This window comes from Micromonospora sp. C31 (genome assembly GCF_018070575.1).
Taxonomy (GTDB): Bacteria; Actinomycetota; Actinomycetes; order Mycobacteriales; family Micromonosporaceae; genus Micromonospora.
Window position 1 is genome coordinate 108,015 of sequence record NZ_JAGPXN010000003.1, and the last position, 24,867, is coordinate 132,881.

The 24,867-nt window shown below is 74.8% G+C and carries 21 protein-coding genes; 10 read left to right on the forward strand and 11 right to left on the reverse strand.

Annotated elements, in window-relative coordinates:
• Positions 1 to 63: 63 nt before the first annotated feature.
• Both KBX06_RS07105 and KBX06_RS07110 read right to left on the reverse strand, forming a co-directional pair.
• Positions 64 to 909: a DUF4097 family beta strand repeat-containing protein gene (locus KBX06_RS07105; protein ID WP_210833420.1), complete on the reverse strand. Its 846-nt coding sequence runs from the start codon at positions 907 to 909 to the stop codon at positions 64 to 66.
• A 77-nt stretch (positions 910 to 986) separates the two neighbouring features.
• Positions 987 to 1,502 (reverse strand): hypothetical protein, encoded by a 516-nt coding sequence (locus tag KBX06_RS07110; RefSeq protein WP_210833421.1) that lies wholly within the window; start codon positions 1,500 to 1,502, stop codon positions 987 to 989.
• Between the two features lie 334 nt (positions 1,503 to 1,836).
• Here KBX06_RS07110 and KBX06_RS07115 point away from each other — a divergent pair, with 334 nt between their 5' ends.
• A complete protein-coding gene (locus KBX06_RS07115) occupies positions 1,837 to 3,096 on the forward strand; it encodes a M48 family metallopeptidase (protein ID WP_210833422.1) in 1,260 nt (419 codons plus the stop codon).
• Positions 3,093 to 4,217, forward strand: coding sequence for a glycosyltransferase family 4 protein (locus KBX06_RS07120; protein ID WP_210833423.1), 1,125 nt, complete (start codon positions 3,093 to 3,095; stop codon positions 4,215 to 4,217). The genes KBX06_RS07115 and KBX06_RS07120 overlap by 4 nt, the downstream gene beginning before the upstream one ends.
• Positions 4,218 to 4,355: 138 nt before the next feature.
• On the opposite strand, the gene KBX06_RS07125 is transcribed toward KBX06_RS07120, so the two are convergent.
• The 5 genes from KBX06_RS07125 to KBX06_RS07145 form a co-directional block, all read right to left on the reverse strand.
• Positions 4,356 to 6,011 (reverse strand): bifunctional diguanylate cyclase/phosphodiesterase, encoded by a 1,656-nt coding sequence (locus KBX06_RS07125; protein ID WP_247685424.1) that lies wholly within the window; start codon positions 6,009 to 6,011, stop codon positions 4,356 to 4,358.
• Between the two features lie 121 nt (positions 6,012 to 6,132).
• Positions 6,133 to 6,942, reverse strand: a complete 810-nt coding sequence (locus tag KBX06_RS07130) for an SAM-dependent methyltransferase (RefSeq protein WP_210833425.1) — start codon at positions 6,940 to 6,942, stop codon at positions 6,133 to 6,135.
• Positions 6,943 to 7,134: 192 nt separating this feature from the next.
• Positions 7,135 to 7,803: a response regulator transcription factor gene (locus tag KBX06_RS07135; protein WP_007072219.1), complete on the reverse strand. Its 669-nt coding sequence runs from the start codon at positions 7,801 to 7,803 to the stop codon at positions 7,135 to 7,137.
• Positions 7,804 to 7,810: 7 nt separating this feature from the next.
• Positions 7,811 to 9,505: a GAF domain-containing sensor histidine kinase gene (locus KBX06_RS07140; protein WP_307854481.1), complete on the reverse strand. Its 1,695-nt coding sequence runs from the start codon at positions 9,503 to 9,505 to the stop codon at positions 7,811 to 7,813.
• Between the two features lie 14 nt (positions 9,506 to 9,519).
• Complete coding sequence (locus KBX06_RS07145; RefSeq protein ID WP_210833426.1) at positions 9,520 to 11,322, reverse strand: long-chain fatty acid--CoA ligase; 1,803 nt, start codon at positions 11,320 to 11,322, stop codon at positions 9,520 to 9,522.
• A 178-nt stretch (positions 11,323 to 11,500) separates the two neighbouring features.
• Here KBX06_RS07145 and KBX06_RS07150 point away from each other — a divergent pair, with 178 nt between their 5' ends.
• The 6 genes from KBX06_RS07150 (at position 11,501) to KBX06_RS07175 (ending at position 16,688) form a co-directional block, all read left to right on the forward strand.
• The gene (locus tag KBX06_RS07150) at positions 11,501 to 11,956 is read left to right on the forward strand and encodes an SRPBCC family protein (protein WP_210833427.1); all 456 of its coding nucleotides are present in this window, start codon (positions 11,501 to 11,503) and stop codon (positions 11,954 to 11,956) included.
• 31 nt (positions 11,957 to 11,987) lie between these two features.
• Positions 11,988 to 12,632, forward strand: a complete 645-nt coding sequence (locus KBX06_RS07155; RefSeq protein WP_210833428.1) for a hypothetical protein — start codon at positions 11,988 to 11,990, stop codon at positions 12,630 to 12,632.
• Between the two features lie 76 nt (positions 12,633 to 12,708).
• A complete protein-coding gene (locus KBX06_RS07160) occupies positions 12,709 to 13,656 on the forward strand; it encodes an ROK family glucokinase (protein ID WP_210833429.1) in 948 nt (315 codons plus the stop codon).
• A 10-nt stretch (positions 13,657 to 13,666) separates the two neighbouring features.
• A complete protein-coding gene (locus KBX06_RS07165; RefSeq protein ID WP_307854482.1) occupies positions 13,667 to 14,374 on the forward strand; it encodes an endonuclease/exonuclease/phosphatase family protein in 708 nt (235 codons plus the stop codon).
• A 92-nt stretch (positions 14,375 to 14,466) separates the two neighbouring features.
• On the forward strand, positions 14,467 to 15,873 hold the full coding sequence (locus KBX06_RS07170; protein WP_210833430.1) for an NAD(P)/FAD-dependent oxidoreductase: 1,407 nt from the start codon (positions 14,467 to 14,469) through the stop codon (positions 15,871 to 15,873).
• 11 nt (positions 15,874 to 15,884) lie between these two features.
• Positions 15,885 to 16,688, forward strand: coding sequence for an alpha/beta hydrolase (locus KBX06_RS07175; RefSeq protein WP_210833431.1), 804 nt, complete (start codon positions 15,885 to 15,887; stop codon positions 16,686 to 16,688).
• 24 nt (positions 16,689 to 16,712) lie between these two features.
• Here the strand turns inward: KBX06_RS07175 and KBX06_RS07180 are convergent, their stop codons facing one another.
• The 3 genes from KBX06_RS07180 to KBX06_RS07190 form a co-directional block, all read right to left on the reverse strand.
• A complete protein-coding gene (locus KBX06_RS07180; protein ID WP_210833432.1) occupies positions 16,713 to 18,131 on the reverse strand; it encodes a trehalose-6-phosphate synthase in 1,419 nt (472 codons plus the stop codon).
• Positions 18,132 to 18,318: 187 nt separating this feature from the next.
• On the reverse strand, positions 18,319 to 19,167 hold the full coding sequence (locus tag KBX06_RS07185; RefSeq protein ID WP_210833433.1) for a DUF308 domain-containing protein: 849 nt from the start codon (positions 19,165 to 19,167) through the stop codon (positions 18,319 to 18,321).
• 322 nt (positions 19,168 to 19,489) lie between these two features.
• Entirely contained in the window at positions 19,490 to 19,888 is a 399-nt protein-coding gene (locus KBX06_RS07190; RefSeq protein ID WP_307854483.1) for a hypothetical protein, read from the reverse strand.
• A gap of 308 nt (positions 19,889 to 20,196) precedes the next feature.
• On the opposite strand from KBX06_RS07190, the gene KBX06_RS07195 reads away from it, so the two are divergent.
• On the forward strand, positions 20,197 to 20,904 hold the full coding sequence (locus KBX06_RS07195) for a 1-acyl-sn-glycerol-3-phosphate acyltransferase (RefSeq protein ID WP_210833434.1): 708 nt from the start codon (positions 20,197 to 20,199) through the stop codon (positions 20,902 to 20,904).
• A 22-nt stretch (positions 20,905 to 20,926) separates the two neighbouring features.
• Here KBX06_RS07195 and KBX06_RS07200 read toward each other — a convergent pair whose 3' ends face one another.
• Positions 20,927 to 24,484: an adenylate/guanylate cyclase domain-containing protein gene (locus tag KBX06_RS07200; RefSeq protein WP_210833435.1), complete on the reverse strand. Its 3,558-nt coding sequence runs from the start codon at positions 24,482 to 24,484 to the stop codon at positions 20,927 to 20,929.
• A 163-nt stretch (positions 24,485 to 24,647) separates the two neighbouring features.
• Between KBX06_RS07200 and KBX06_RS07205 the strand changes: the two genes are divergently transcribed.
• Positions 24,648 to 24,857 carry a hypothetical protein gene (locus KBX06_RS07205; protein WP_210833436.1) on the forward strand — a complete coding sequence of 70 codons (210 nt, stop codon included), beginning with the start codon at positions 24,648 to 24,650 and terminating at the stop codon, positions 24,855 to 24,857.
• Positions 24,858 to 24,867: the final 10 nt, after the last annotated feature.

The window sequence follows — 24,867 nt, forward strand, 5'->3', positions numbered from 1 at the left end:
CCACGCCGGCCGTCGGGCCGGTCGAGGGCTGGCCGGCCGTCGGGCCGGTCGGGCGAACGGGGGTCAACAGCGGCGGATGACGATGTCGCCGAAGGAGGTCCGGGCGCTCACCCGTACGCCACCCGCGGGCTCGCCGGACGGTTCGTACGCATCGAGGTGGTTCTCCACCCGGCCGAACTGGGTGTGCAGGTCGAGCAGGACGGGGGTGCCGGAGCGGACGCCGACGTCGAGCCGGCCGCTCTGGGTCCGGACCGTCGTCGTGCCCGCCGAGACCTCGCCGATGCGGACGTCGCCGTTGACGGTGGTGGCGGTGACCGTGGCGTGCGCGCGGTCGACGGCGATGTCGCCGTTGGCCGCCTTCACGCGGGCCTCGCCGGTGACGGAGCCCAGCCAGCTGTCGCCGTTGGTGTTCTTGACCTCCGCGTCGCCCTGGACCTCCTGCACCCGGATCCGGCCGGTGCCGGTGCTGATCCGGGCCCGGCCCGCGACGTGCTCCACCCGGACGGCGCCGGCGGAGGTGTCGAGATCGACGTCGGCGGCGCGGTCCAGCTCGATGTCGCCGGCCGCGGTCCGGAGTCGACAGCTGCCGAGGCGGCCGGTGCCGTGGAACGCCGCCACGGAGGCGTCGCCGTGCAGGTGCGAGCCGGTCGGCACCTCGATCGTCACGTCGACCGAACCGGGCTTGCCGAACAGGCCGAAGCCGCGCTGCCTCGGTGCCCTGACCGTGAGCCGGCCGTCGGTGTAGTCGACGCGGGTCTGCTCGGCGGCGCGCACGTCGGCTTCGGTGGAGGCGTTGCTCGGGCGGATCTCGACGACGGTGTCGGTGCGGTCGGTCGCGGTGATCCGGACGTCACCGACGACCAGGTCGACGGTGGCCGAGATCGCGGCGGGAGTGTCGAAAGTGGGCACGACGCGGTCCTTTCTGACGGGTGGACGTTTCGGGCGGGGACAGGTGGTGGAGCCGGCGCGGGCCGGCGCGGGGCCGGTCAGCGGGCCCAGCCGGTGTAGCGTTCCCCGCCCCGGGGGGCGCGGCGCTGGGGTTGGCGGGCCGTGCCGGTGGCCGCCACGGCGGCGCTGGCCGCCCGGACCAGCCAGGCGTTGACCGAGAGGCCGTCGCGGGCGGCGGCCTCCTCGACGCGGCCCTTGAGGTGTTCGGAGAGGCGGAAGCTGATCCGGGAGGTGGCGCCCTCCTCGGCGTCGGCGGTGGGCGGGACGGCCGGCTCGGCGACGTCCGGCTCGCCCGGGAAGTCGGGGCCGGCCGGCGGTGGCGTCACGACGAAGCTCGGCTCGCGTCCGCGCAGGCGCAGCTCGACCGACCCGGGTGCCAGATCGCGGGTGATCTCCGCCGCCGCCGCGGCCAGCGCGTCCAGCAGCGCCAGCCGGAGCGCCGACTCGAGCGGCCCGGCCAGCCGCTCGGCAAGTGCCCGGGCCTCTTCGCCGCCCAGTTCGGCGACGCCGGCCAGCTCCTGCCGGAGGTTCTCGACATACGACGTCAGGTCCATGACGCCACTATGGCACCATCATGACGCCATGGCAAGTAATTCTGACTCCGTCATGGCGTCACCGTGGTGACCGATGGCGCCGCAGTGACGTACGCCGACCGGGGGTCGGGCCGGTGCCGGCGCGGCGCGGCGGGCACCGGGCGGGCAATAGGATGGGCGGTCACGGCGGAGGGAGCGGCGGCATGACGCGGGTACGACGCGACGGCGAGAGCCCCGCCGCGACCGATGGCGTCGCGGGCCGCGTGCGGGATCGGTCACCGGGCCGGCCCGGCCGCGTCGCGGACCACCGGCGGCTGCGCGGGACACGCCGCGACCCGGCGCCGGGAGGACGGCGGTGAGCCCGCGTGGCTGGGCGGTGCTGTCGCTGGTCGCTCTGACCGTGGCCCTGGTGGTGACCGCCGCGCTGCTGATCCCGTGGCACCGGCCGCCCGCTCCCCGTGCCGACCAGCTCGCCGCGCTGGGCGACCTGCCCGCCGAGCAGGTGGCCCGCAGTCGGGAGTTCCGTTCCGCGCTGCGTCCCGCCGGGTGGGCCGCGATCGCGGCCGGCCTGCTGGCGGCCCTGCTGCTCGGCCTGACTCCGCTGGGCAGCCGGCTCGTCGAGCTGGCCGGCCGCCCGTTCGGCGACCACTGGGCCGCCCAGGCCGTCCTCGGCGGGCTCGCCGTGGTGCTCGTCGCCGACCTGGTGACCCTCCCGCTCGCCGCCTGGCGGCAGGCCGTGCTCACCCGCTACGGGCTGAGCACCAACGGCTGGGGCGGCTGGACGGTCGACCTGCTCAAGTCGTACGCGGTCAGCGCGGTGATCGGCGCGGTGGCGCTGCTCGGCTTCTACACCGTCATCCGGCTCTCGCCGCGCTGGTGGTGGGCGTTCGGGGCAGCCGGTGCGGCAACCCTGGTGGTGGTGCTCTCCTTCGTGCTGCCGGTGCTGGTGGAGCCGGTCTTCAACAGGTTCACCCCGCTGGAGCAGGGCCCGCTGCGGACCCAGCTGATGCAGATGGCCGCCCGTGACGGCGTCCCGGTGCGCGACGTGCTGGTCGCCGACGCGTCGCGACGTACCCGGGCCGTCAACGCGTACGTCTCGGGGCTCGGGCCGACCCGGCGCGTGGTCGTCTACGACACGCTGCTGCGCGAGGCGACGCCGGCCGAGGTGACCGCCGTGGTGGCCCACGAGCTGGGGCACGCCAAGGACCGGGACGTCGCGGTCGGCACGCTGACCGGGGCGCTGGGCGCCGCCGCCGCGGTGGTCGCGCTCTACCTGCTCGGCTCCTCCGGCCCGCTGCTGCGGCTGGCCGGCGTCGACTCGGTCGCCCAACCGCGCGCGTTCCCCCTGCTGCTTGCCCTGGTGACGGTGGCCGGGGTGGTCTCCGCGCCGGCACAGGCGCTGATGTCGCGGCGGGTGGAGGCGCGCGCCGACGCGCACGCGCTCGCGCTGACCGGCGACCCGGCCGCCTTCGAGGCGATGCAGCGGCGGCTCGCCGGCATCAACCTCGCCGACCCCGATCCGCCGCGCTGGGAGTACCTCTACTCCGCCACGCACCCGTCCACGGTCGAGCGGATGGCCGCCGCCCGCGCCCATGCCAGGGAGGCCGGCCGATGAGCCGTACGCTGTTGATCACCAACGACTTTCCGCCCCGCCCCGGCGGGATCCAGTCCTTCGTGCACAACCTCGCGGTGCGCCAGCCCGCCGGGTCGGTGGTCGTCTACGCCTCGACGTGGCGGGGCGCGGAGAAGTTCGACGCCGACCAGCCGTTCGAGGTCATCCGGGACCGCACCCGGGTGCTGCTGCCCACCCCGCTCGTGGCCCGGCGGGCGGCCCGCCTGGCGCGCGCGTACGACTGCGACACGGTGTGGTTCGGCGCGGCGGCCCCCCTCGGGCTGCTCGCCGCGGGCCTGCGCCGCCGGACGGGCATCCGCCGGGCGGTGGCGCAGACCCACGGGCACGAGGTCGGCTGGGCCGCGCTGCCGGCCGCCCGGGCCACCCTGCGGCGCATCGGGCGCGGCGTCGACGTGACGACCTACCTGGGGGAGTACACGCGGGTACGGCTGGCGCGGGCGCTGCACGGGGTGACCGAACTGCACCGGCTCGCCCCGGGGGTGGACGTGGACGCCTACCATCCGTCGGTCGACGGCCAGGCGGTCCGGGTCCGGCTCGGGCTGGCCGACCGTCCGGTGGTGGTCTGCGTGTCCCGGCTGGTGCCGCGCAAGGGGCAGGACATGCTGATCCGGGCGATGCCGGAGATCCGTCGCCGGGTGCCCGACGCCGCGCTGCTCGTGGTCGGGGGCGGGCCCTACCGGGCCACGCTGGAGAAGCTGGCCCGCCAGGCGGGCGTCGAGCGGGACGTGGTCTTCACCGGCTCGGTGCCGTCGGCCGCGCTGCCGGCCCACTACGCCGCCGGTGACGTCTACGCGATGCCGTGCCGCACCCGCAACCGGGGTCTGGACGTCGAGGGTCTCGGGATCGTCTACCTGGAGGCCTCCGCGACCGGACTGCCGGTGGTGGCCGGCGACTCCGGCGGCGCGCCGGACGCGGTCCGCGAGGGCGAGACGGGGTTCGTGGTCCGCGGTCGGGACGTCGCCCAGCTCGCCGACCGGGTGGCGACGCTGCTCGCCGACCGGGACCTGGCCCGCCAGTTCGGCGCGGCCGGCCGCGCCTGGGTGGAGCGGGAGTGGCGCTGGGAGGCGCAGGCACAGCGGATGGCCGCTCTGCTCGCCGGCTGACGGCGCCGCGTCGCGCTCCCCGGTGACGACCGGGCGGGCGGCGGTGCCCAGCCGGGCGGCGGGCGACGGTGCCCAGACGGGCGGCGGTGCCGAGGCGGGCGACGGCGCCCAGGCGGGCGGCGACGCGGTGGGCGGCCGTCAGCGCAGGCGGGCCAGGATGCGCTCGGCGGAGTCCGGGCGGCCGAAGTGCCAGCCCTGGCCGGCGTCGCAGCCGATCGCCCGCAGCCGCTCCGCCTGCCCGGCCGTCTCCACGCCCTCGGCGGTGACGGTCAGGTCCAGCGCGTGCGCGAGCGACACGAGCGAGGCGAGGATCCGCTCGTCGGCCCGGGCCTCCGGGGCCCGCAGTCCGGCCACGAACTGCCCGGCCACCTTCAGCTCGGTCACCGGAAGGTCCCGCAGGTACGCCAGGTTGCAGTAGCCGGTGCCGAAGTCGTCGATGGCGATCCGCACGCCGAGGTCGGCGAGCATCCGCAGCGTCCGGACCGACTCCTCGGCGGTGCTCATCATGGTGCTCTCGGTGATCTCCAACTGGAGCCGCTCCGGCGACAGCCCGGTGTGCCGCAGCAGCGCACGTACCTCCTGGACGAGAGCGGCGCGGCGTACCTGCCGCACGGCCAGGTTGACGCTGACGAACGGGGCCGGCCCACCGCCGACGGCCCAGCTCTCGGCCTGCCGGCACGCCTCGGCCAGCACCCACCCGCCGAGCGGGACGATCAGCCCGGTCTCCTCGGCCAGCCCGATGAAGCTGTCGGGCCGCAGGACGCCCAACTCCGGGTGCCGCCAGCGCACCAGGGCCTCCATGCCCAGCACCCGGCCGTCGCGCAGCGAGGTCAGCGGCTGGAAGTCGAGGTAGAACTCGCCCCGCTCCAGCGCCGTGGGAATGGCCGCCGAGAGCGCGTAGCGGGCCAGGTCGCGGCGGTCCCGGTCGGCGTCGTAGAGCGCCCAGCGGGCGCCACCGGCGGCCTTCGCCCAGTGCAGCGTGCTGTCGGCCGCCCGCATCAGGTCACCGGGGGAGGTGCCGGCGACCTCCCGCTCGACGATGCCGATGCTCGCCGACACGCTCAGCTCGTGCCCGTCCACCAGCACCGGCTCGCGTACCGCCGCGAGCGCCGCCTCGGCCACGGCGACCACGTCGTCGGTGCCGGTGGTGTCCTCGACCAGGACGACGAACTCGTCCCCGCCGAGCCGGGCGACCAGGTGCCCGTCGAGGGACCGGCGGAGCCGGTCCGCCATGGCCACCAGCAGCCCGTCGCCGACCTGGTGCCCGTGCGAGTCGTTGACCACCTTGAAGCGGTCGAGGTCGAGGAAGCAGACGCCCAGGCGTGCCGCGCCCCGGGTGGGCGAGTCGATGGCCGCGCTGAGGCGCTCGGTCAACAGCGTGCGGTTGGGCAGGTCGGTCAGCGGGTCGTGGGTGGCCTGGTGACGGAAACGGGCCTCGCTGCTGCGCAGCGCCCGTTCCGCCTCAGCCCGGGCGGTCATCGCGGCCCGGCGGATCGTCTCCTGCTCGTCCAGCGTCCGGTCCCGCAGCGCGCGGGCGTACCCGGTGGTCACGGCGGCCAGCAGCCGGGCCAGCCGGTCCTCGACCTCCTCGTCGACCAGACCGAGGTCGCGGGCCAGTCGGAGCTGGACGACCTCGACCGTACGACCGAGCCCCTCGGCCGAGGCGATGTGGGCGGCCACCAGTTCGGTGCCCACCCGGTGCCCCACCCGCAGGTCGATCGGCTCGGCCAGCAGCGCCGTCGCGAGCTGCTCGGTGAGGCGCTGCAACAGCGCCTCGAGCTGGGCCAGGGTCATCGGCAGGTAACTGGTGCCGGAGACGGCCTTGGCCCACGCCCGGGCGAAGATTTCCGTTCCGGGGCGGGACGGGTGCCGCACGGTGGTGCCGGTCGGGGCGACGGTGGTCGCCCCGGACGGCTCACCCACCGAGCCGCCCGACGCCGCCGATGAAGGCCGCCCGCTCGGCGTCCTCGGCACTGTCGGGGGACTCCGGACGCCACTGCGGCACCCAGACCACGCCGGGGTCGACGAGCTCGAAGCCGTCGAAGAGGACCGTCAGCTCGCTGCGGCTGCGGATCCACAGCGGATTGTCGGTCCGCCGGTAGACCCGCTCGGCGTCGGCCCGCTCGTCGTCGCCACGGCCGTCACCGCTGGCCTGCGAGAGCACCAGGTAGCTGCCCGGCGTCAGAGCCTCGCGCAGCGTCCGCAGCAGCTCGGCGGGCCGGTCGTCGTCCGGCACGAAGTGCAGCACCGCCACGATCATCACGGCGATCGGCTGGTCGAAGTCGAGCAGCCGGCGGACGTCGGGGTGGGCGACGATGCGCTCGGGGTGGCGCAGGTCCTCCTGCACCACCACGGCACGGTCGTTGCCCTCCAGGATCTCCCGGCTGTGGGCCACCGCCACCGGGTCGACGTCGACGTAGACCACGCGGGCGTCCGGGGCGTCGCGCTGGGCGATCTCGTGCACGTTGCCGACGGTCGGGATGCCCGAGCCGACGTCCAGGAACTGCCGGACGCCGGCGTCGAGGAGGAACTGCACCGCGCGGCGGAGGAACGCCCGGTTCGCCTGCGCCATCAGCGGGGCCTCCGGCACCGCCGCGACCATCGCCTGGGCCGCCGCCCGGTCGACCGCGAAGTTGTGCGAGCCGCCGAGGTAGTAGTCGTACATGCGGGCCACGCTGGGGCGCTCGATGTCGATCTCGTCGGGTGCCCAGACCGGCCGCTGCATGCGCTCACCCCTCCTGTCGGCGTGCGGGTCACCGTTGCCCGCGCCGGTATTCTGCCGGCTGCCCGCCCGGGAGACCATAGCGCGCCGCGAACCCTTCGCCGTCGCCGCTCGATGCGACGGCGACGGGCCCGCGCCGCCCGTCGGCGGTCGCGGACCCGTCGGTGTACGTCGACGATCTCCCGCGGGGAGCGGTCAGAACTTCGGGGCGTCCGGGGCCTCGAGCAGACCGAGCCGCAGCGCGGTCATCAGCGCCTGGGCCCGGTTGGCCGCGCCCAGCTTCTCGTAGAGCTTCGAGATGTGGGTCTTGGCGGTGGACTCGCTGACGAAGAGCTGCTTGGCGATGCCCGCCACGCTCATCCCGTCGGCGAGCAGCCGCAGCACCTGACCCTCGCGGGGGGAGAGTTGCGGCCCGGACGGGGCCAGCCGGCGCTTCATGGCCTCGGCCAGGTCGGCGGCGGTGAAGGCGCTGGGGGAGGAGGCGGCGTGCCGGGCGGCGGCGACGACCTCGTCGGCCGGCGCGGTCTTGGGCACGAAGGCGCTGGCCCCGGCCTCCAGGGCGCCGAAGAGCTGGTCGTCTCCGGCGTACATGGTGAGCACCACGATGCCCATCGAGGCGCTGGACTTGCGCAGTGCCCGGGTGGCCTCCAGGCCGCTGCCGTCGGGCAGCCGCAGGTCCATGATCACCACGTCCGGTTGCAGCGCACCGGCCTGGCGTACCCCCTCCGCCGCCGTGGCGGCCTCCCCTACGACCTCGAACTGCCGGTCGCGCTCGAACGCGTGCCGCAGGCCCTTGCGGATCAGGTCGTGATCGTCGACAAGGAGGACCTTGGTACGGGTGGCCGGTGTCGGACTTGTGGTCATCCTCGGGTTACTCCCCTTCTGCTGCCGCTACGCTACCGCGCACGTTATCGCGCCGGGGCGAGGAGCCGAGCACCACCGCCACGGTCGTGCCGCTCGGTTGCCGCGGCCTGATCTCCAACCGGCCCCGGATACGTTCCGCCCTCTCGGCCATGATCGCAAGACCGTAGTGCCCGTCGGAACGCTGGTCAGCGATCCCCTGACCGTCATCCGACACTTCGATCTGCGCGTACGGCGGGTCGACCTCGCAGGTGACCCAGAGATTCGCCGCGCCCGCGTGCTTGCGCGCGTTGGTGACCGCCTCCTGGGCGATGCGCAGCAACTCGGCCTCGGTGGCGGCGGGCAGCCGGGCGGTGGACTCGTCCAGGGACAGGTGCACCCGCAGCCCGCCCGAGGCGCCGACCGTCCGGGCGTACTCGGCGATCGCGGCGGCCAGGCCGCCGTGCCGGTCCACCTCGCTGCGCAGCTCGAAGAGGCTCAGCCGCAGCTCGGTGATCACCCGGGTCACCTCGCCGCGCAGCGTACGCAGCGCCTCGGCGGTCTCCTGCGGATCCTCGTCGACGTACGCCAGGGCGTTGTCGATGCCGTAGCCGACCATCACCAGTTCCTGCGCCACCCCGTCGTGGATCTCCCGGGCCAGCCGCTGCCGTTCCTCGTTGGTGGCCAGCGAGCGGACCTCGTCGAAGAGCAGCGCCGCCTCCAGCCGCAGCGCGGCCGGCCGGGTCAGCCCGGTCACCCGGGACACCACGCCGGGCGGGTACGCCTGCGCCGCGTCCGCCTCGAGCACCACCAGCCCGACCGTGCGCACCCCGGCCACCAGCGGCACGATCAGGGCCGAGACGTCGCCGCCGCGGTGCGAGCGGGCCTGCGAGCGGGCGGCGGTGTGCGGCTGCTGGCTGGCCCACGCGTCGGCGATGGCCGAGTCCGCGTCCAGCGTCGTCTCCCAGTCGACCCGTTCCACGCCGACCTGGGCCAGCACCACCAGCCGGCCGCCGCCGCTGGCCGACAGCACGGCCGCCCGGTCCGCCCGGGCCACCGCGCGCAGCTCCTCCAGCAGGTGCTCGGAGATGCCGCCCGGGTCGAGGGTGGCCCCGGGCAGCTGCCGGGCCACCGTACGCAGCTGGGTGAGCAGCCGGGTCGCCTCGGCGTACGGCTGGGGCTTGCCCTCGTTGCGGACCTGCATGACCCGGTGCAGGCCGCTGGCGGCGGCGAGGCCGAGCCCGGCCAGGATCAGCCACTGGGCGCAGATCACCAGGTAGCCGAGCTCGCCGATCTGCCGCCCGCCGTCGACGTCGGTGAGGGCGCCGGCCACCAGCAGGGTCGCCGCGGCGACGGCCAGCAGGGCGACGCCCTCGCGGAACCGGCGGCGCAGCGCGGTGACGGTCACCGGGACCGCCAGGTAGGGCAGCACCGCCGAGGCGCCCAGCCCGCCGACGTCCCCGCCGACGGTGGCCACGGCGGCGACCTGGCTCGCGGCCAGCCCCAGCACCAGCACCTCGGCCACCCGGCTGAGCGGGCCCACCGGCCGGTGCTCGGGCGCCAGCAGCGCGGGCAGCCCGGCGACCGCCAGCAGCGCGATCCACCAGAGCTGACCGGGGTCGTGCGTGGCGTACAGGGTCAGGACTGCGACGAGCGCCAGCATGACCACGCGCGCGGCGGCGGCGAGGGGATGCGGCTGGGGCCGGGAGGGTGTCGAGGCGGGCACGTGACGGATCGTAGTCAGGCTCGGTAGATGTCGGCGATCTCCGCCGCGTACGACTTGTGCACGACCTGTCGCTTGACCTTGAGTGACGGGGTCAGCTCGCCGGTCGCCTCGGTGAAGTCGTGGGGCAGGATCCGGAACACCTTGATCGCCTCGGCCTTGGAGACCGCCTGGTTCGCGGTGTCGACCGCGCCCTGGATCTCGGCGCGCAGCCCCTCGTGCTCGCGCAGCTCCCCGACGGGGGTGTCCTCGGGCAGGCCGGCCGAGGCGAGCCAGCGCGGCAGCGCCTCCTCGTCGATGGTGACCAGCGCGGCGATGAACGGCGCGCGGTCGCCGACCACCACGCACTGGCTGACCAGCGGGTGGGCCCGGACCTCGTCCTCCAGCACGGCCGGGGCGACGTTCTTGCCGCCGGCCGTCACGATGATCTCCTTCTTCCGGCCGGTGATGCTCAGGAAGCCCTCGTCGTCGAGCCGGCCCAGGTCGCCGGTGCGGAACCAGCCGTCCGCGCTGAGCGCCTCGGCGGTGGCCGTCTCGTTGCGCCAGTAGCCCTGGAAGATCAGGTCGCCGGCGATCAGGATCTCGCCGTCGTCGTCGATGCGGATGGTGACCCCCGGCAGCGGGCGGCCGACCGAGCCGATCCGGGTGGCGCCGGGCAGGTTCGCGGCGGCGGCGGGGGAGGTCTCGGTGAGGCCGTAGCCCTCGCACACGTTCACGCCGATGCCGCGGAAGAAGTGGCCCAGCCGGGCGCCGAGCGGGGCGCCGCCGGAGATGGCGTCGCGGCACCGGCCGCCGAGCGCCGCCCGCAGCTTGCGGTAGACCAGCTTGTCGAAGAGCGCGTGCTGGGCGCGTAGCGCCAGGCCGGGGCCGCCGGAGGTCTCCAGCGCCTCGCTGTAGGCGATGGCGACCTGTTCCGCGCGGGCGAAGATCCTGCCCTTGCCCTCGGTCTCGGCCTTCTGCTTGGCGCCGTTGTAGACCTTCTCGAACACCCGGGGGACCGAGAGCACGAAGGTGGGGCGGAAGTCCTGCAACTCGCCGACCAGGTTCTTCGGGTCCGAACAGTGCCGCATGGTGGCCCGTGCCTGCACCACGCCGATCTGGATGAGCCGGGCGAAGGCGTGCGCCAGCGGGAGGAAGAGCAGGGTCGAGGCGCCCGGTCCGAACAGGTTCGGCAGCACCGGCACCGCGTTGGCGATGTCGGCGTACATGTTCCGGTGGGTCAGCACGCAGCCCTTGGGGCGGCCGGTGGTGCCGCTGGTGTAGATGATGGTGGCGAGGTCGTCGGCGCGCACGGCGGCCCGCCGCCGGTCGATCTCCGCCGGGTCGACCGCCGCGCCGGAGCGGACCAGCTCGTCCACGGCGTCGAGGTCGATCTGCCAGACGTGGCGCAGGTCGGGCAGCCGGTCCTGGACGCCGGCGATCAGGGTGGCGTGCGCGCCGCTCTCCACCACGCAGCCCACCGCGCCGGAGTCGGACAGGATCCAGGCGGCCTGGTCGGCGCTGGAGGTCTCGTAGACCGGCACGGTGACCGCGCCGGCCGCCCAGATGGCGTAGTCCAGCAGGGTCCACTCGTAGCGGGTGCGGCTCATCAGGCCGATCCGTTCGCCGGGCTGCACGCCGGCCGCGACCAGTCCCCTGGCCACCGCCACGACCTCGTCACGGAACTGCCGGCAGGTGACGTCGGCCCAGGCGCCCGCCGCGCCGGCGGGGCGGACGAACTGGACCGCCTCCGGGGCGACCTCGGCGTTGTCCCAGACCGGGTCGGTGAGGTTGGCCGCGTCGCCGACGGTGACGATCGGCGGGACGGAGAACTCGCGCACCTGCACTCCCTCGTGCTCGCACTGGCCTGGTCGGCCGCCACCGGGGCGGCTCTGTCGAAACCTACCCGCCCCGGCGACCGGGGTGAAAAGGCAGGTGGTCCAGCCTGTCCGAGGGCCGCCGCCGGCGTGCCGGGGGCGGCGCGGCGTGGGCGCCGCCGCTGCCGGGTAGCCTCCCTGCATGGCGGACATCTCCACCCAGTCGATCGTCGTCGGCGCGTCACCGGAGCAGGTGGCGGCGGTCATCTGCGACTTCCCGAGCTACCCGGAGTGGACCGAGGCGGTGCGGCGGGTCGAGGTGATCGAGGAGTACGAGGACGGCTACGCCAGCCAGGTCCGGTTCACCATCGACGCCGGCGTGCTGGCCGACGAGTACGTGCTGGCCTACGAGTACGCCGAGGACCTCTCCCGAATCGAGTGGCACCTGGTGGCGCCCTCGAAGATGCAGAAGTTCCAGCGCGGCTCGTACGACCTGGACGGCAACCCGGACGGCGGCACCACGGTGACCTACACCCTGGAGGTCGAGCTCTCCGTCGGGATGCTCGGCATGTTCCGTCGCAAGGCCGAAAAAATGATCATGGATACGGCGTTGAAGCACCTCAAGCGCCGGGTAGAAGCATCCGGCGCGGCGCAGTGACGCGCCCCGCCGCAGGGTAGGGGAGCCGACCATGGGTGCAACGGATCCGGGCTCGGCCCGGGAAGAGGCCGAACGTCTGGTCGCCACGGCGCTGGCCGCCGCCCGACTGGCCGCGACCGGCACGAAGAGCGGCCAGTGGGGTCCGCTCGGTGGGATCGTGTCGAGTGTCCTCGGTCACAGCGTCAGCCCGGGCGGGCCGGCCGGGCCGCCCCCGGGTGGTTTCGCCACCGGCGCGGCCGAATGCTGCGTCTGCCCGGTCTGCCGGGGCATCGCCGCCCTGCGCGATCCGAGTCCCGAGTTCGCCGAGCGCCTCGCGACCGGCGCGGGCGACCTGGCCGCCGGCGTGGCCAGCCTGCTGCGCGCCTTCGGCCCGCCCGAGCCCCCCGCCGACGCTCCGGCGGGCTCGGCGACGACCCCGGCGCCGGGTGGCGGGGACGACCACGTGTGGCGCGAGGCCACCCGGAACGGGCATGATTCTCAGCCGGCACCGGAGCGGGACGTCTGGTCCACCGCCACGCGGGCGGAGGACGAGGCCGCGCCGGCCGTCGTACCGCCCGTCGACGTCGCCGGGCAGGCCGCCCCGGTGACCGTCCGGACGTCCACCGACGGGCCCGTGGTCCCCGCGTCCCGGGCGCCCGGCGACGAGGGCGAGCGGTCCCCGGGCGACGGGGCCTGACCAACGCACATCCCGACCACGCGCCGGCTGTCCGCCGGCGCCGGTGCGGACAGCACAGCAGAGGGGAGTGGCAGCGGTGACGCTGACCATCGGAGTCGACGTCGGTGGCACGAAGGTGGCCGGTGGTGTCGTGGACGCCGCGGGCACGGTCCTCGTGCAGGTCCGACGGGACACCCCCGCCGACGACGTCGCCAAGACCCGGGACGTGATCATCGAGCTCGTCCGCGAGCTGGCCACCGGGTACCCGGTCGAGGCGGTCGGCATCGGCGCGGCCGGCTGGATCGACGCCAGCCGGTCGACCGTGCTGTTCGCCCCGAACCTGGCGTGGCGCGACGAGCCGCTGCGCGACTACGTGAGCGCCGCGACCGGCCTGCCGGCGGTCGTCGAGAACGACGGCAACGTGGCGGCCTGGGCGGAGTTCCGCCACGGCGCCGCCCGCGACGCCGACGACTCGATGGTCATGTTCACCATCGGCACCGGCGTCGGCGGCGGCATCGTGCTCAACGGGGAACTGCTGCGCGGCGCCAACGGCATCGCCGCCGAGCTGGGCCACATGCTGACGGTGCCGGACGGCCACCAGTGCGGCTGCGGTCGGCTCGGCTGCATCGAGCAGTACGCCAGCGGCAGCGCGCTGGTGCGGTTCGCCCGCGCCACCGCCCGGCAGGAGCCGCACCGCGCCACCGGCCTGCTGGACCTGGCCGGCGGCGACGCCGAGGCGGTCACCGGGCCCATGGTCACCGCCGCCGCGCAGGCCGGCGACCCGGTCTCCACCGAGGCGTTCGCACAGGTCGGGCGCTGGCTCGGCACCAGCCTCGCCGACATGGCGCAGATCCTCGACCCGCAGGTGCTCGTCGTCGGCGGCGGGGTGATCGACGCCGGGGACCTGCTGCTCGGCCCGACCCGCCGGTCGTTCGCCGACGCCCTAGCCCAGCGCAGCCGCCTCCCGGTCGCCGAGATCCGCCCGGCCGAGCTGGGCAACACCGCCGGCGTCATCGGCGCCGCCGACCTGGCCCGCCGGATCTGAGGCGGTGACCGTGACGCAGAGCTCGGGCGTGCCCCTGCGCGTCGTGTCGTACAACATCCACAGCCAGCGGGACGACACGGCCGCGCTGGCGGCGGTGGTCCGCGACGTCAGGCCGGACGTGGTGATCGTGCAGGAGGGGCCGCGCCGGTTCCGGTGGCGGCAGAAGTCGGCGGCGCTGGCGGAGTCGTTCGGCCTGGTGGTGGCGGCCGGCGGGCTGCCCGCCCTGGGCAACCTGCTGCTGACCAGCCTGCGGGTGCGGGTGGTGGCCGGGAGATGCCAGCGCTTCCCGCTGACCCCCGGCCGGCACCTGCGCGGCGCCGCGTACGCCGAGTGCGTGGTGGCCGGCGCCGCCCGGTTCACCGTGGCCGGCTCGCACCTGTCCACGCACCAGGCCGAGCGGTCCGGGCAGGCCGCGCTGTTCAAGCGCGAGTTGGACGCCCTCGCCACGCCGGTGGTCGCCGCGGCCGACCTGAACGAGGGGCCCGACGGGCCGGCCTGGGCCACCGTGGCGCGCGGGCTGACCGACGCCGCCGTGGCGACGGGCCGGGCCGACCGGCTCACCTTCTCCTGCACGGACCCCCGGCGGCGCATCGACGCCCTCTTCGTCGACCCGCGCATCACGGTGGTCGACTACGACGTGGTGGACACCCCGCAGACCCGGCGTGCCAGCGACCACTTCCCGGTCCTGGTCGACCTGCTCCTGCCCGCCGCCGACTGACTCCTCCGCCGCGTCCGGGGCTGGACAACGCGCTCCGTTGTGGAGAGGATGCTGCGCGACCCGGCATTCGTGCCGCACAAAAGGAGATCCCGGTGTCCACCTCCACCGACCACGGCCGGCCCGACCCGGAGGCGAGCACCCTCGCCCTGACCCGTGACGGCCGGCCGGTCTCCGACCGGGGCGACACCGTCTGCGTCGTCGGCGCCGGGGCCAGCGGTCTCACGGCCATCAAGAACCTGAGGGAGCACGGGTTCGGCGTCGACTGCTACGAGCGGGAGACCGGCGTCGGCGGCGCCTGGAACTGGCGGCACGACCGCAGCCCGGTGTACGCGAGCACGCACCTGATCTCGTCGCGGCCGTTCACCCAGTTTCCCGACTTCCCGATGCCGGACGACTGGCCGGACTACCCGCACCACAGTCAGCTGCTGTCGTACTTCGAGCGGTACGCCGACCACTTCGACCTGCGCGGGCACATCTGGTTCGGCACCGAGGTCGTCCGGGTGGAGCCCGTGGCCGGCGACCGCTGGGACGTGACGACCCGCAGCACCGGCGGCTACGGCCCGGAACGCACCTCCCGCTACGCGGCGGTGGTGATCGCCAACGGCCACAACTGGTCGCCGAAGCTGCCCCGCTACGAGGGGCTGGAGGAGTTCCGGGGCGAGGTCATGCACGCCTCGTCCTACAAGGATCCGGCGCAGCTTCGCGGCAAGCGGGTGCTGGTGGTGGGCGCCGGCAACACCGGCTGCGACGTCGCGGTGGAGGCCGCCCAGCAGGCGTCGCGCTGCTGGCACTCCACCCGCCGGGGCTACTGGTACGCCCCGAAGTACGTCCTCGGTCGCCCCGCCGACCAGGTCAACGACGCGCTGCTGGCCCTGCGCGTGCCGCTGCGGGTGCGGCAGTGGCTCTACCACTGGACGCTGCGGCTGACCGTCGGCGACCTGACCCGGTTCGGCCTGCCGAAGCCCGACCACCGGGTCTACGAGACGCATCCGATCGCCAACAGCCAGCTCGTCTACTACGTGGGCCACGGCGAGATCGCGCCGGTGCCCGACGTCGCCCGCTTCCACCCGTACGCCGTCGAACTCTCCGACGGGCGGGAGATCGACCCGGATCTGGTCGTCTTCGCCACCGGCTACCTGCCGCGCTTCGAGTTCCTCGACCCCGCGGTGCTCGGTGACGAGGCGGGGCAGGGCCGGCCGAAGCTCTGGCTGAACGCCTTCGTCCCCGGCCGCCCCACGCTGGCCGTGGCCGGGCTGGTGCAGCCCGACTCGGGCATCTTCCCCCTGTCGCACTGGCAGACGGTGCTCTTCGCCCGGCTGCTGCGGCTGCGCGTGACCCGTCCCGACCGGGCGGACGCCTTCGCCGCCCGGGTGACGGCGAAGGCGGGGGAGCGGTACGCCGGGCCCGTCAAGGACAGCAGCCGGCACTGGTTCGAGGTGGGCCACGCCGACTACCTGCGCGCCGTGCAGCGCGCGCTGCACGACCTGGAGGAGAAGTGAAGGTGCGGGTCATGCGGGGGCGGGAGTGGGCCCGCCCGGTTCGCCCGGTCCGGCGTGAGGTGCTCGGCGCGGCCCCCGAGGTGGAGCAGGGACGTCCACCGCTGCTCTTCGTACCGGGCTTCGGGCACGGCGCCTGGGCGTTCGCCGAGCACTGGCTCGGCCACGCCGCGTCCCGGGGCTTCCCGGCGTACGCGCTGAGCCTGCGCGGGCACGGCGACAGTGGGCCGGCGCCGGAGGCGACGCTGCGGGCGTACGCCCACGACGTGACGCAGGTGGCGGCGGGCCTGCCGCGCCAGGCGGTGCTGGTGGGGCACGGTGCCGGGGCGCTCGTCGTCGCCCACGCACTGGCCCGCTACCCGGCCCGGGCCGCGGTGCTGGTCGCGCCGGTGCTCGGCGGCTGGGCGACGTTCGGGGCGGCGTTGCGCAGCAACCCGGTCGGCACACTGCCGGCGGTGTTCGGCGGGCCGCTGCGGCTGCACCGCCGCCAGCTGTTCAGCCGGGAGCTGCCCGAGGCCGAGGCCCGGCGGTACGCGGACCGGCTGGGCCGGGCCGGTCGGCGGGCCCAGTGGCAGCTGCTGACCGGGCGGGCCGCGGAGCCGGCGGTGGGCGACCCGCCGGTGCTGGTGCTGGGCAGCCCCGACGACCGGGTGGTCCCGGCGACGGCGCTGACCCGGGCGGCCCGGCGGTACGGCTCGGCCCCGCTGCTCTTCCCCGGCATGGGGCACGACATGATGCTCGACGCGCGGTGGCGGGAGCCGGTCGACGCGATCCTGGACTGGCTGGCGAAGGACCCGGCACCGACCGGCCGCCCCTGACCGACCCGGTACGGGCGGCCGCCGTCAGCCGGCGGCGCCCATCCGGGTCAGCAGGGAGCCGTCGTCGTCGAGGGCGGCGAGGTAGGAGCGGGCCCACGCCCGGATGTCGTGCCGGTGCAGGTGCGCCCGCATGGCCCGCATCCGCGCGCCGAGGTCCTCGGGGTCCGCCCGCAGCGCCGCGAGCAGCCCCTGCTTGAGGCCCTCCAGGTCGTGCGGGTTGACCAGGTACGCCTGCGGCAGCTCGGCGGCGGCGCCGGCGAACTCGCTGAGCAGCAGCGCACCGGTGTCATGGACCCGGGCGGCGACGTATTCCTTGGCGACGAGGTTCATCCCGTCGCGCAGCGGGGTCACCGCCATCACGTCGGCGACCCGGTAGAGCGCGGCCAGCTCGACGCGGTCGAACGGCTGGGTCAGGTAGTGGATCGCCGGCTCGCCGACCCGGCCGAACTCGCCGTTGATCCGCCCGACCTCGCGTTCCACCCGTTCGCGGAGGATCTGGTACTGCCCGACCCGTTCCCGGCTGGGCACCGCCACCTGTACGAGCACGGTGTCGCGCACCTTGACGTGCCCGTCGGCGATCAGCTCGCTGTAGGCCTTGAGCCGCTGTTCGATGCCCTTGGTGTAGTCCATCCGGTCGACGCTGAGGATGACCTGCTCGGGGCTGCCGAGGTCGTGGCGCAGCCGGGCGGCCCGCTCGGCCACGTCGGGTCGGGTGGCCAGCGCGGCCAGCTCAACGGTGTCGATGGAGACGGGGAAGGCGCCGATCCGGACCACCCGGTCGTCGACGACGATCCGCCGGTCGTCGGCGGGCACGTCCAGCACCTTCGCCACGAGCTGGGCGAAGTTGTGCGCGGCCTGGGAGCGCTGGAAACCGACCAGGTCGGCGCCGAGCATGCCGCGCAGCAGCTCGGCGCGGCGCGGTAGCTGCATGAACAGCTCCGGCGGGGGGAACGGCACGTGCAGGAAGAAGCCGATCCGCAGGTCGGGCCGCAACTCCCGGAGCAGGCCGGGCACCAGTTGCAGGTGGTAGTCCTGCACCCAGACGACCGCGCCGGGCTCCGCCACGTCGGCCGTGGCCTCGGCGAACCGCTGGTTGACCCGTTGGTACGCCTCCCACCAGCGCCGGTGGTACTCGGGTTGCTCCACGGAGTCGTGGTAGAGCGGCCAGAGGGTCGCGTTGGCGAAGCCCTCGTAGTGGTCGCGCAGGTCGTCGGCGGTCAGCGCGACGGTGTGCATCCGGACGCCGTCCACGTCGGGCAGGGCGGGTGCCGGGCCTGTGCCGCCGGCCCACCCGACCCACGTCGCCGGGGTGTGCCGCAGCAGGGGGTGCAGGGCGCTGACGAGGCCGCCGGGGCTGCGGCGCCATTCGCAGGCGCCATCGGGCGCCACACTGTCGTCGATGGGCAGGCGGTTGGCCACCACCACGAGGGAACTCTGTCGCATCTCGGGCATTCCGATCAGCAGGGGAGTGACCGCCGCAGCGGAGGAACGAACCGGGCAGTCAGCGAGGGATGTGACGGACAGCGGTATTCCTACTGACAGTAAGTTACACCAGTGTTGCGACCTGGGCTCGGGGCACCCGCCGTCCCGGGATGCGGGCGGGAACGTCGTCGGGTGGGAGCGTCGGCGGTCAGACGACCGCGCCGTCGTCCGGGTCGCGCTCGTCGTCGTCACCGGGCCGCAGCCGCCAGATCAGCGCGACGAAGCCGGCCAGGATGCCGGTGAAGCCGAGCAGGTTGACCAGCCCGGGGTCGGCCACGGGGAAGACCGACGGGAACAGGAAGAGCACGAAGCCGAGCACCATGGCCAGCACGCCGACCACCGCGTACTTCGAGAAGCGCGGCAGGGGCGGGGGCGGCGGCGGGGTGTAGCGCTCGTCCTCCGCCTCGTCGTCGGGCAGGTCCGCGCCGAAGGTGTCCAGCCCGTCGAGCAGGGACGGCTCGTCCTGGGGGCCCCGGGAGAGGGACACGCCCGAGATGTCGGCCGCGTAGGGCAGCCGGCGCACGTCGGTGGCGGTCGGCACGGTGGGCTCGTCGGGTGTGCCGACGGTCACGGGCCCGCCGGCGGGGCCGGACGGGTCGTCCACGTCCTCGGCGGCGGGCCACGGGTTGTCGCCGCCGTGGGGGGCGGTGGTGTGGAAGCCGGCGACGATGCGGGCCCACTCGGCCTCGATGTCCGGCTCGTCGTCGCGGGGCTTCTCGGGGGCCGTCTCGTCCGCGAGCTGGGTCAGGTAGTCGCGTGCCGTCCGCAGGTGCGAGCGGTCGACGTAGAGCCGGTCGACCGGACGGGCCGGGACGGTGGTGGTGCGGGTGACCGGGTTCAGGTCGGCCGAGGGCTGGAGGTAGGCGGCGATCCCGCCGGCGGCGAGGACGTCGAGCAGGTGCTCACCGACGCGCGGATCCACGTCACCGGCGACGGCGTACTCGTTCGCGTCGAGCCCGTTGTCCCGCCGTCCCCGGCGGGCCCCACCCGCTGACACCGACATCCTCCTCATCACGCGCCCGCGGCGCGGCCGCCTGAGCCCCCTCGGCGCCGACCCGCACGCCGTGCCTTGAATCGTGACACGTCCGGCCCCGGTTCCGGGAGTGCCTTGTGGCGCGGCGTGCGAAGTCAGGGTCCCTCCCGCAGGTCGCGACCGGGGATTTATGTCCGTTCTTGCTGAATGCTTTTCAACGGAGTCCCGCGCCCGCCGCGCCGGCCGTGCCGCTCGCAGCCGCCGCCGCGCCGGCCGTGCCGCTCGCAGCCGCCGCCGGGGGCCGTGCCACCCGCAGCCGCCGCTGCCGGGCAGGCCGCCCCGGCGCTCAGTCCGGCGTGGGCGGGGAGCCCGGCCGCACCAGACCGCTCTCGTACGCCGCCACGACGAGCTGCGAGCGGTCCCGGGCGTGCAGCTTGGCCAGCAGCCGGCTCACGTACGTGCGGGCGGTCGCCGGGCTGATGTGCAGGACGGCACGATCTCGTCGTTCGACCGCGTCGGGGCCGGTGTCCATGAGCAGGAAACCGGACGCGCCGGCCCGGATCGCCCCGAAGCCCGACGGCGAACAGGTAGGCGGGAACGTCGCGGCCCCGGTCGCCGCCCAGGTTCGCGGTGAGCGCCGCCGCCACGACGTCGAGACGGCCACGCCGATGAGCAGGTCCAGCACCATGGCCCGGGGCAGCCGGACCAACCTGCCCGCTCCCCGCCGCGCCCCGGCCTCCCGCACCCCACGAGCGTAGGTGCCGCCGGCCGCCCCGCGGAGCCGCCGGGTGTCCCGACCGGCCGTCGCCTGACGCGGTATTGAGGATCGGCGGCGGTACGTCGGCAGGCGACACCGCCGGCCGGCCGCCCGACAGCCGGGATCGGGGCCGGCGGGACCGTCGAAGAGCCCCCCGGCGCGGCCGTCCCGGATGGACGGAGGCGCGACGCGGGCGGGCTCACGTTGTGGCGGCCGGCATCGGGTTCGTAGGCTCATGCCACGACGGACCCGCGACGACCGCGGCGGCGTCGCGAAACCTCTGGGAAAGGACGCCGGTGCTGTACTGGCTGATGAAGTACGTCCTCCTCGGCCCGCTGCTGAGGCTGGTCTTCCGCCCGCAGGTCGAGGGGCTGCACCACGTGCCCGACACCGGGCCGGTGATCCTCGCCAGCAACCACCTGTCGTTCTCCGACTCGATCTTCACGCCGCTGGTCGTGAAGCGACGGGTGACGTTCATCGCCAAGGCCGAGTACTTCACCGGCAAGGGCGTCAAGGGCTGGCTGACGAAGATGTTCTTCGTCGGCTCCGGCACCATCCCGGTCGACCGTTCCGGCGGCCGGGCGGCGCGGGCGGCGCTGGACACCCAGCTGGGGGTACTGCGCGGCGGCGGCATCGCCGGCATCTATCCCGAGGGCACCCGCTCGCCGGACGGGCGGCTCTACCGGGGCAAGACCGGCGTGGCCCGGCTGGCCCTGGAGAGTGGCGCCGTGGTGGTCCCGACGGCGATGCTCAACGCCGACGAGATCCAGCCACCCGGCAAGCTGATCCCCAAGATCGCCCGGGTACGGATCCGGTTCGGCCCGCCGCTGGACTTCTCGCGCTACGCCGGCATGGCCGGTGACCGCTACGTCGAGCGTGCGGTGACCGACGAGATCATGTACGAGCTGATGGAGCTCTCCGGCCGCGAGTACGTCGACACGTACGCCCAGAAGGCCAAGAACCCGCCCGCCGGCCCGGCCGCCCGGGAACCGGTCCCCGCCTGAGGGGCCTCGTCGCACCGCCGGGTCAGCAGGCCACGGCGGTGTCGGCGGGGGCCGTCGGAGGGCGGGCCAGGTCCAGCAGGACGGGTGCGTCGTTGCGCAACGCGAAGGCGCGCAGCTCGGCCAGCTCCGGGCGGCCCGCCGTCGACTCGCCGGCCCGCTCCAGCTCCACGGTGGCGAAGGTCAGCGCGAGCATCCGGTCGGTCACGTCCGGGATGCCGGCGTAGATCTCGGCGCCGGCCAGGTGCAGCTCCGCGGCCCGCCGGTGGTCGCCGTCCGCGGCGGCCAGCGCGCCGGTCACCGTCCGCCGCGCCGCCTCCGACCAGGGCGTACGGTGGCCCACCCGGTCCAGCATCGCGCGCACCCGGGCCGCCGCGTTCCGCCCGGCGAGGCTGGCCGCGTAGCCGGCCGCCGCGATCCACTCGCCGCTGGCCAGCGCCGGCACCGCCGACCAGGAGTCGGCCAGCTCGTCGATCAGCGCTGCGGCCTCCTCCCGGTGCCCCTGCAACGCCCGGCAGAGCGCGCCCATCCCCAGCATGGTCCAGTGCAACCGGTGGAATCCGCTTCGCCGGGCGGCGTCGAGCGCGGCGGCCACGTCGTCGCGGAACGCCGCGACGTCGCCGCCCGCGGAGCGGGCCGGCGGCACCCGTACGCCGCGCAGCACCAGCAGGCAGGAGCGCAGGCCACGCACCTGCATGTCCCAGCTGCCCGTCGGGGTGTCCACGAAGGCCTCGGCGGCGGACAGCAGCCGGTCGAAGTCGCCCTCGAACCAGGCGCGCATCGCCTCCGCCGAGTAGCTCGTGGTCAGCGTCTGCCCGCTGGCCTTGCGTTTCGGCAACGACGAGAGCAGGGCGTCGGAGCGCAGCCAGTCGCCCTCCTCGCAGACGGCGTAGACGAGGTTCTGGATGGCCCGGGGCAGGGCGATCAGCTGGTTGGCCCGGCTGACCTCGACGATCGCGTGCAGCTCGTCCAGGCCGGAGCGGTCGCCGGCCTGGTAGCGGGCGATGGCCGAGGTGATCTGGGCGTTGGTCCGGGTCTCGGTCAGCCCCAGCCGCTCGCCGATCTCCGCCGCCCGTTCGGCCGCGGCGACCGCCGGGTCGCGCTCGTAGTTGAGCATGTGCAGCCGGCCCAGCTCGGCGTAGGCGTCGGCCTTCTGGGGACTGTCCGGCAGCGGGGCGAAGAGCTGCACGGCCCGGTCCAGGCAGGCCAGGGCGGCGGCCCGGTCGGCGCGCAGCCACGCGGCCTGGCCGAGCAGCGTCCAGGCGCGGGCCGCGCAGGCGTCGTCGCCGTGCGCCAGCAGCCGCTCGGCGAGCGCCTGCACCTGCTCCGGGCCGCCGCCGGAGAGGAAGCCGTTGCCGTCCCGGTAGAACGAGATCTCCGTACTGAGCAGCTCGAGCTGGAGCCGACCCACCGGGTCGGAGTCGTCGGCCAGCCCGAGCGCCCGGCCCGCGTGGCTCGCCGCGGCGTCGAGGCTGTGCAGCGCGTACGCCCGGCGGGCCGCCCGGTGCAGCGCGGCCCGGGCGGCGCCGGCGTACCGGCCGATCTCCATGCCCAGCGTCCGGGCGATCTCGTGCGCCGCCCAGCGGTGGTGGGCCAGCACCTCCGCCAGGTCGGTGTCCCGGCTCTGCGAGAGCATGTCCAGCCACTGCGCCGTCCGCTCGTGCCGCGCCACCCGTTCGGTGCGGGGCAGCCGCTGGTAGCAGACGTCGCGCACCAGCACGTGCCGGAACCGGTACTCCGGCTGGCCGGCCATCGTGGAGGCGGCCTGTTCGTGCACGAAGTCGCGCTGCTCCAGCCGGCGCAGCGCGCGCTCCACCGACTCGACGGGCTGCCCGAGCGCGGCGGCCACGGCCCCAGGCCAGAACTGCACGCCGACCACGGCGGCGGCCAGCAGCACCGTGCGTTCCTTGGTGTCGAGCAGGTCGATGCGGTTGGCGATGACGGCGTGCACGCTCTCCGGCATCGGCAGGTCGAGGTGCTTCTCCAGCGACCAGCCCCGCCCGGACTGGCGCAGCGCGCCCTGCTCGATCAGCATCCGGACGTACTCGTGGGCGTAGAGCGGGTTGCCGCCGGCCACCTCGATGAGCGGGGTGAGCATGTCGGCGGAGAAGGCCGCCTTGCCGAACATGTGGGCGTAGAGCGCGGCGATGCCCGTGTCCCGAAGCGGCGGCAGGGTGATCGTCACCGAGCCGGTGATCGTTCCCGCCCAGCTCGGGTCCCGGTCGACGAGTTCCGGCCGGGCGGTGCAGAGCAGCAGCAGCGGCACGTCCCGGGCGGCGGTGCCGAGCAGCTCCACGAAGCGCAGCATCGCGTCGTCGGCCCAGTGCAGATCCTCGAAGACCAGCACCGTCGGCCGCCGGGCGGCCAGGGCGAGCAGGAAGCGCCGCCACGCGGACTCGGTCTCCTCGGCCGGCAGCGGGGTGCCCGGCAGGCCCACCAGCGGCCGCAGGGCGTCGACGAGGCGCTGCCGCTCGCCCGGGCCGACCAGCTCGCCGACGGCGGAGGCGAGCCGCTGGGCGGCGCTGGACGCCGGGTCGGTGTCGAGGATGCCCGCCTCGGCCTTGACGATGTCGGCCAGCGCCGCGAACGTGACGTTCTCGCCGAACGGCGGGCACCGCCCGATCCGCCAGGTCAGCGGCTCGTCGACCAACTGGTCCACGTGCCGGTACAGCTCCCGGACCAGCCGGCTCTTGCCCAGCCCCGCCCGGCCGAAGACGGTCACCACCTGCGGGCGGCGGTCGCGCAGCGAGCGGTGCAGGGCGTTGATCAGCATGCCCAGCTCGTGTTCGCGGTCGATCAGCGGCGTGACGTCCGGCTGCCGGTCGGTCTGCTGCCGGCGTACCGGGGACAGGGCCAGCCACACCTCGGTCGTCGTCGACCGCCCGCGCAGGGTGACCGGCGGCTGCTCCGAATAGCGGATCGCGTCCCGGGTGAGGGCGTGCGTCACGCCGCAGACCAGCACCCCGCCCGGCGGGGCGACGGACTGCATCCGGGAGGCGGTGTTGACCACGTCGCCGGCCACGATCGCCTGACCGCCGTCGCGGGCGGCGGCCACGTCGACCAGCGCCTCGCCGGTGGCCACCCCGACCCGGAAGCGCAGCGCGTCCGCACCGGTGGGGGCGAAGCGGGTCAGCACCCGTTGCAGCTCCAGGCCGGCCCGCACGCAGCGCAGCGCGTCGGTCTCGGTCGCCACCGGCGCGCCGAACAGGGCCATCACCGCGTCGCCGATGTACTTCTCCACCACCCCGCCGTACTGGCCCACGACCCGGCGGGCGGCCGAGAAGAAGCCGGTCTGCATGCCCCGGACCAGCTCCGGGTCGGCCTGCTCGACGTACGGGGTGAAGTCGATCAGGTCGACGAAGAGCACGCTGACCCGGCGGCGGTCCTCCTGCGGGGCCGGCTGCCGCTCGGTGCCCGGCCGGGCCGCGCCGCAGGAGGTGCAGAACGCCACGTCCCGGGCGAGTGGGCGCAGGCAGTGCGGACACACCGCGCCCAGCTCGTTGCCGCAGCCGCCGCAGAAGCGGTCGCCCGCGGCGGCCGTGCGTCCACAACGGTCACACTGCGTGGCGATGACACCCTCCACTTGCGATCACTCCGGCACCGCGATCGGCACCGTTGTGGTGTCAGTATCGTCGTCCGCCCAGCTGTCGGGTACCGGGCTGTTGGCTTGTGGACAGTCCACCGGCCGGTCCTGCCGTTACAGTCAGGCGGCTGATTGTCGACCATTGACCACAGGGGGATTCCCGATGGTGTACGTGATGTTGCAGAGCGACTGGACCGACGGCGACGGGGTGAGCCACCTCGCGGGCGACTCCGTCGACGTGGACGCCGCCACGCTGGCCGCGCTCCAGGCGCAGGGGATCGTCAGCGAGCAGTCCGGTGGCGGCAAGGACGGCACGGAGTGGGTCGGGCCGGGCAGCACCAACTGGGTCGGCCCGGGCAGCAACACCCCCTGACACCCCACGC

Excerpts from the sequence above, each read along its gene's own strand:
- KBX06_RS07155 (WP_210833428.1), top strand. The coding sequence starts at position 11,988 with ATGGGTGCAACGGATCCGGGCTCGGCCCGGGAAGAGGCCGAACGTCTG.
- KBX06_RS07125 (WP_247685424.1), bottom strand. The coding sequence starts at position 6,011 with ATGACCCTGGCCCAGCTCGAGGCGCTGTTGCAGCGCCTCACCGAGCAG.
- KBX06_RS07135 (WP_007072219.1), bottom strand. The coding sequence starts at position 7,803 with ATGACCACAAGTCCGACACCGGCCACCCGTACCAAGGTCCTCCTTGTC.
- KBX06_RS07110 (WP_210833421.1), bottom strand. The coding sequence starts at position 1,502 with ATGGACCTGACGTCGTATGTCGAGAACCTCCGGCAGGAGCTGGCCGGC.
- KBX06_RS07130 (WP_210833425.1), bottom strand. The coding sequence starts at position 6,942 with ATGCAGCGGCCGGTCTGGGCACCCGACGAGATCGACATCGAGCGCCCC.
- KBX06_RS07150 (WP_210833427.1), top strand. The coding sequence starts at position 11,501 with ATGGCGGACATCTCCACCCAGTCGATCGTCGTCGGCGCGTCACCGGAG.
- KBX06_RS07205 (WP_210833436.1), top strand. The coding sequence starts at position 24,648 with ATGGTGTACGTGATGTTGCAGAGCGACTGGACCGACGGCGACGGGGTG.
- KBX06_RS07180 (WP_210833432.1), bottom strand. The coding sequence starts at position 18,131 with ATGCGACAGAGTTCCCTCGTGGTGGTGGCCAACCGCCTGCCCATCGAC.
- KBX06_RS07175 (WP_210833431.1), top strand. The coding sequence starts at position 15,885 with ATGCGGGGGCGGGAGTGGGCCCGCCCGGTTCGCCCGGTCCGGCGTGAG.
- KBX06_RS07120 (WP_210833423.1), top strand. The coding sequence starts at position 3,093 with ATGAGCCGTACGCTGTTGATCACCAACGACTTTCCGCCCCGCCCCGGC.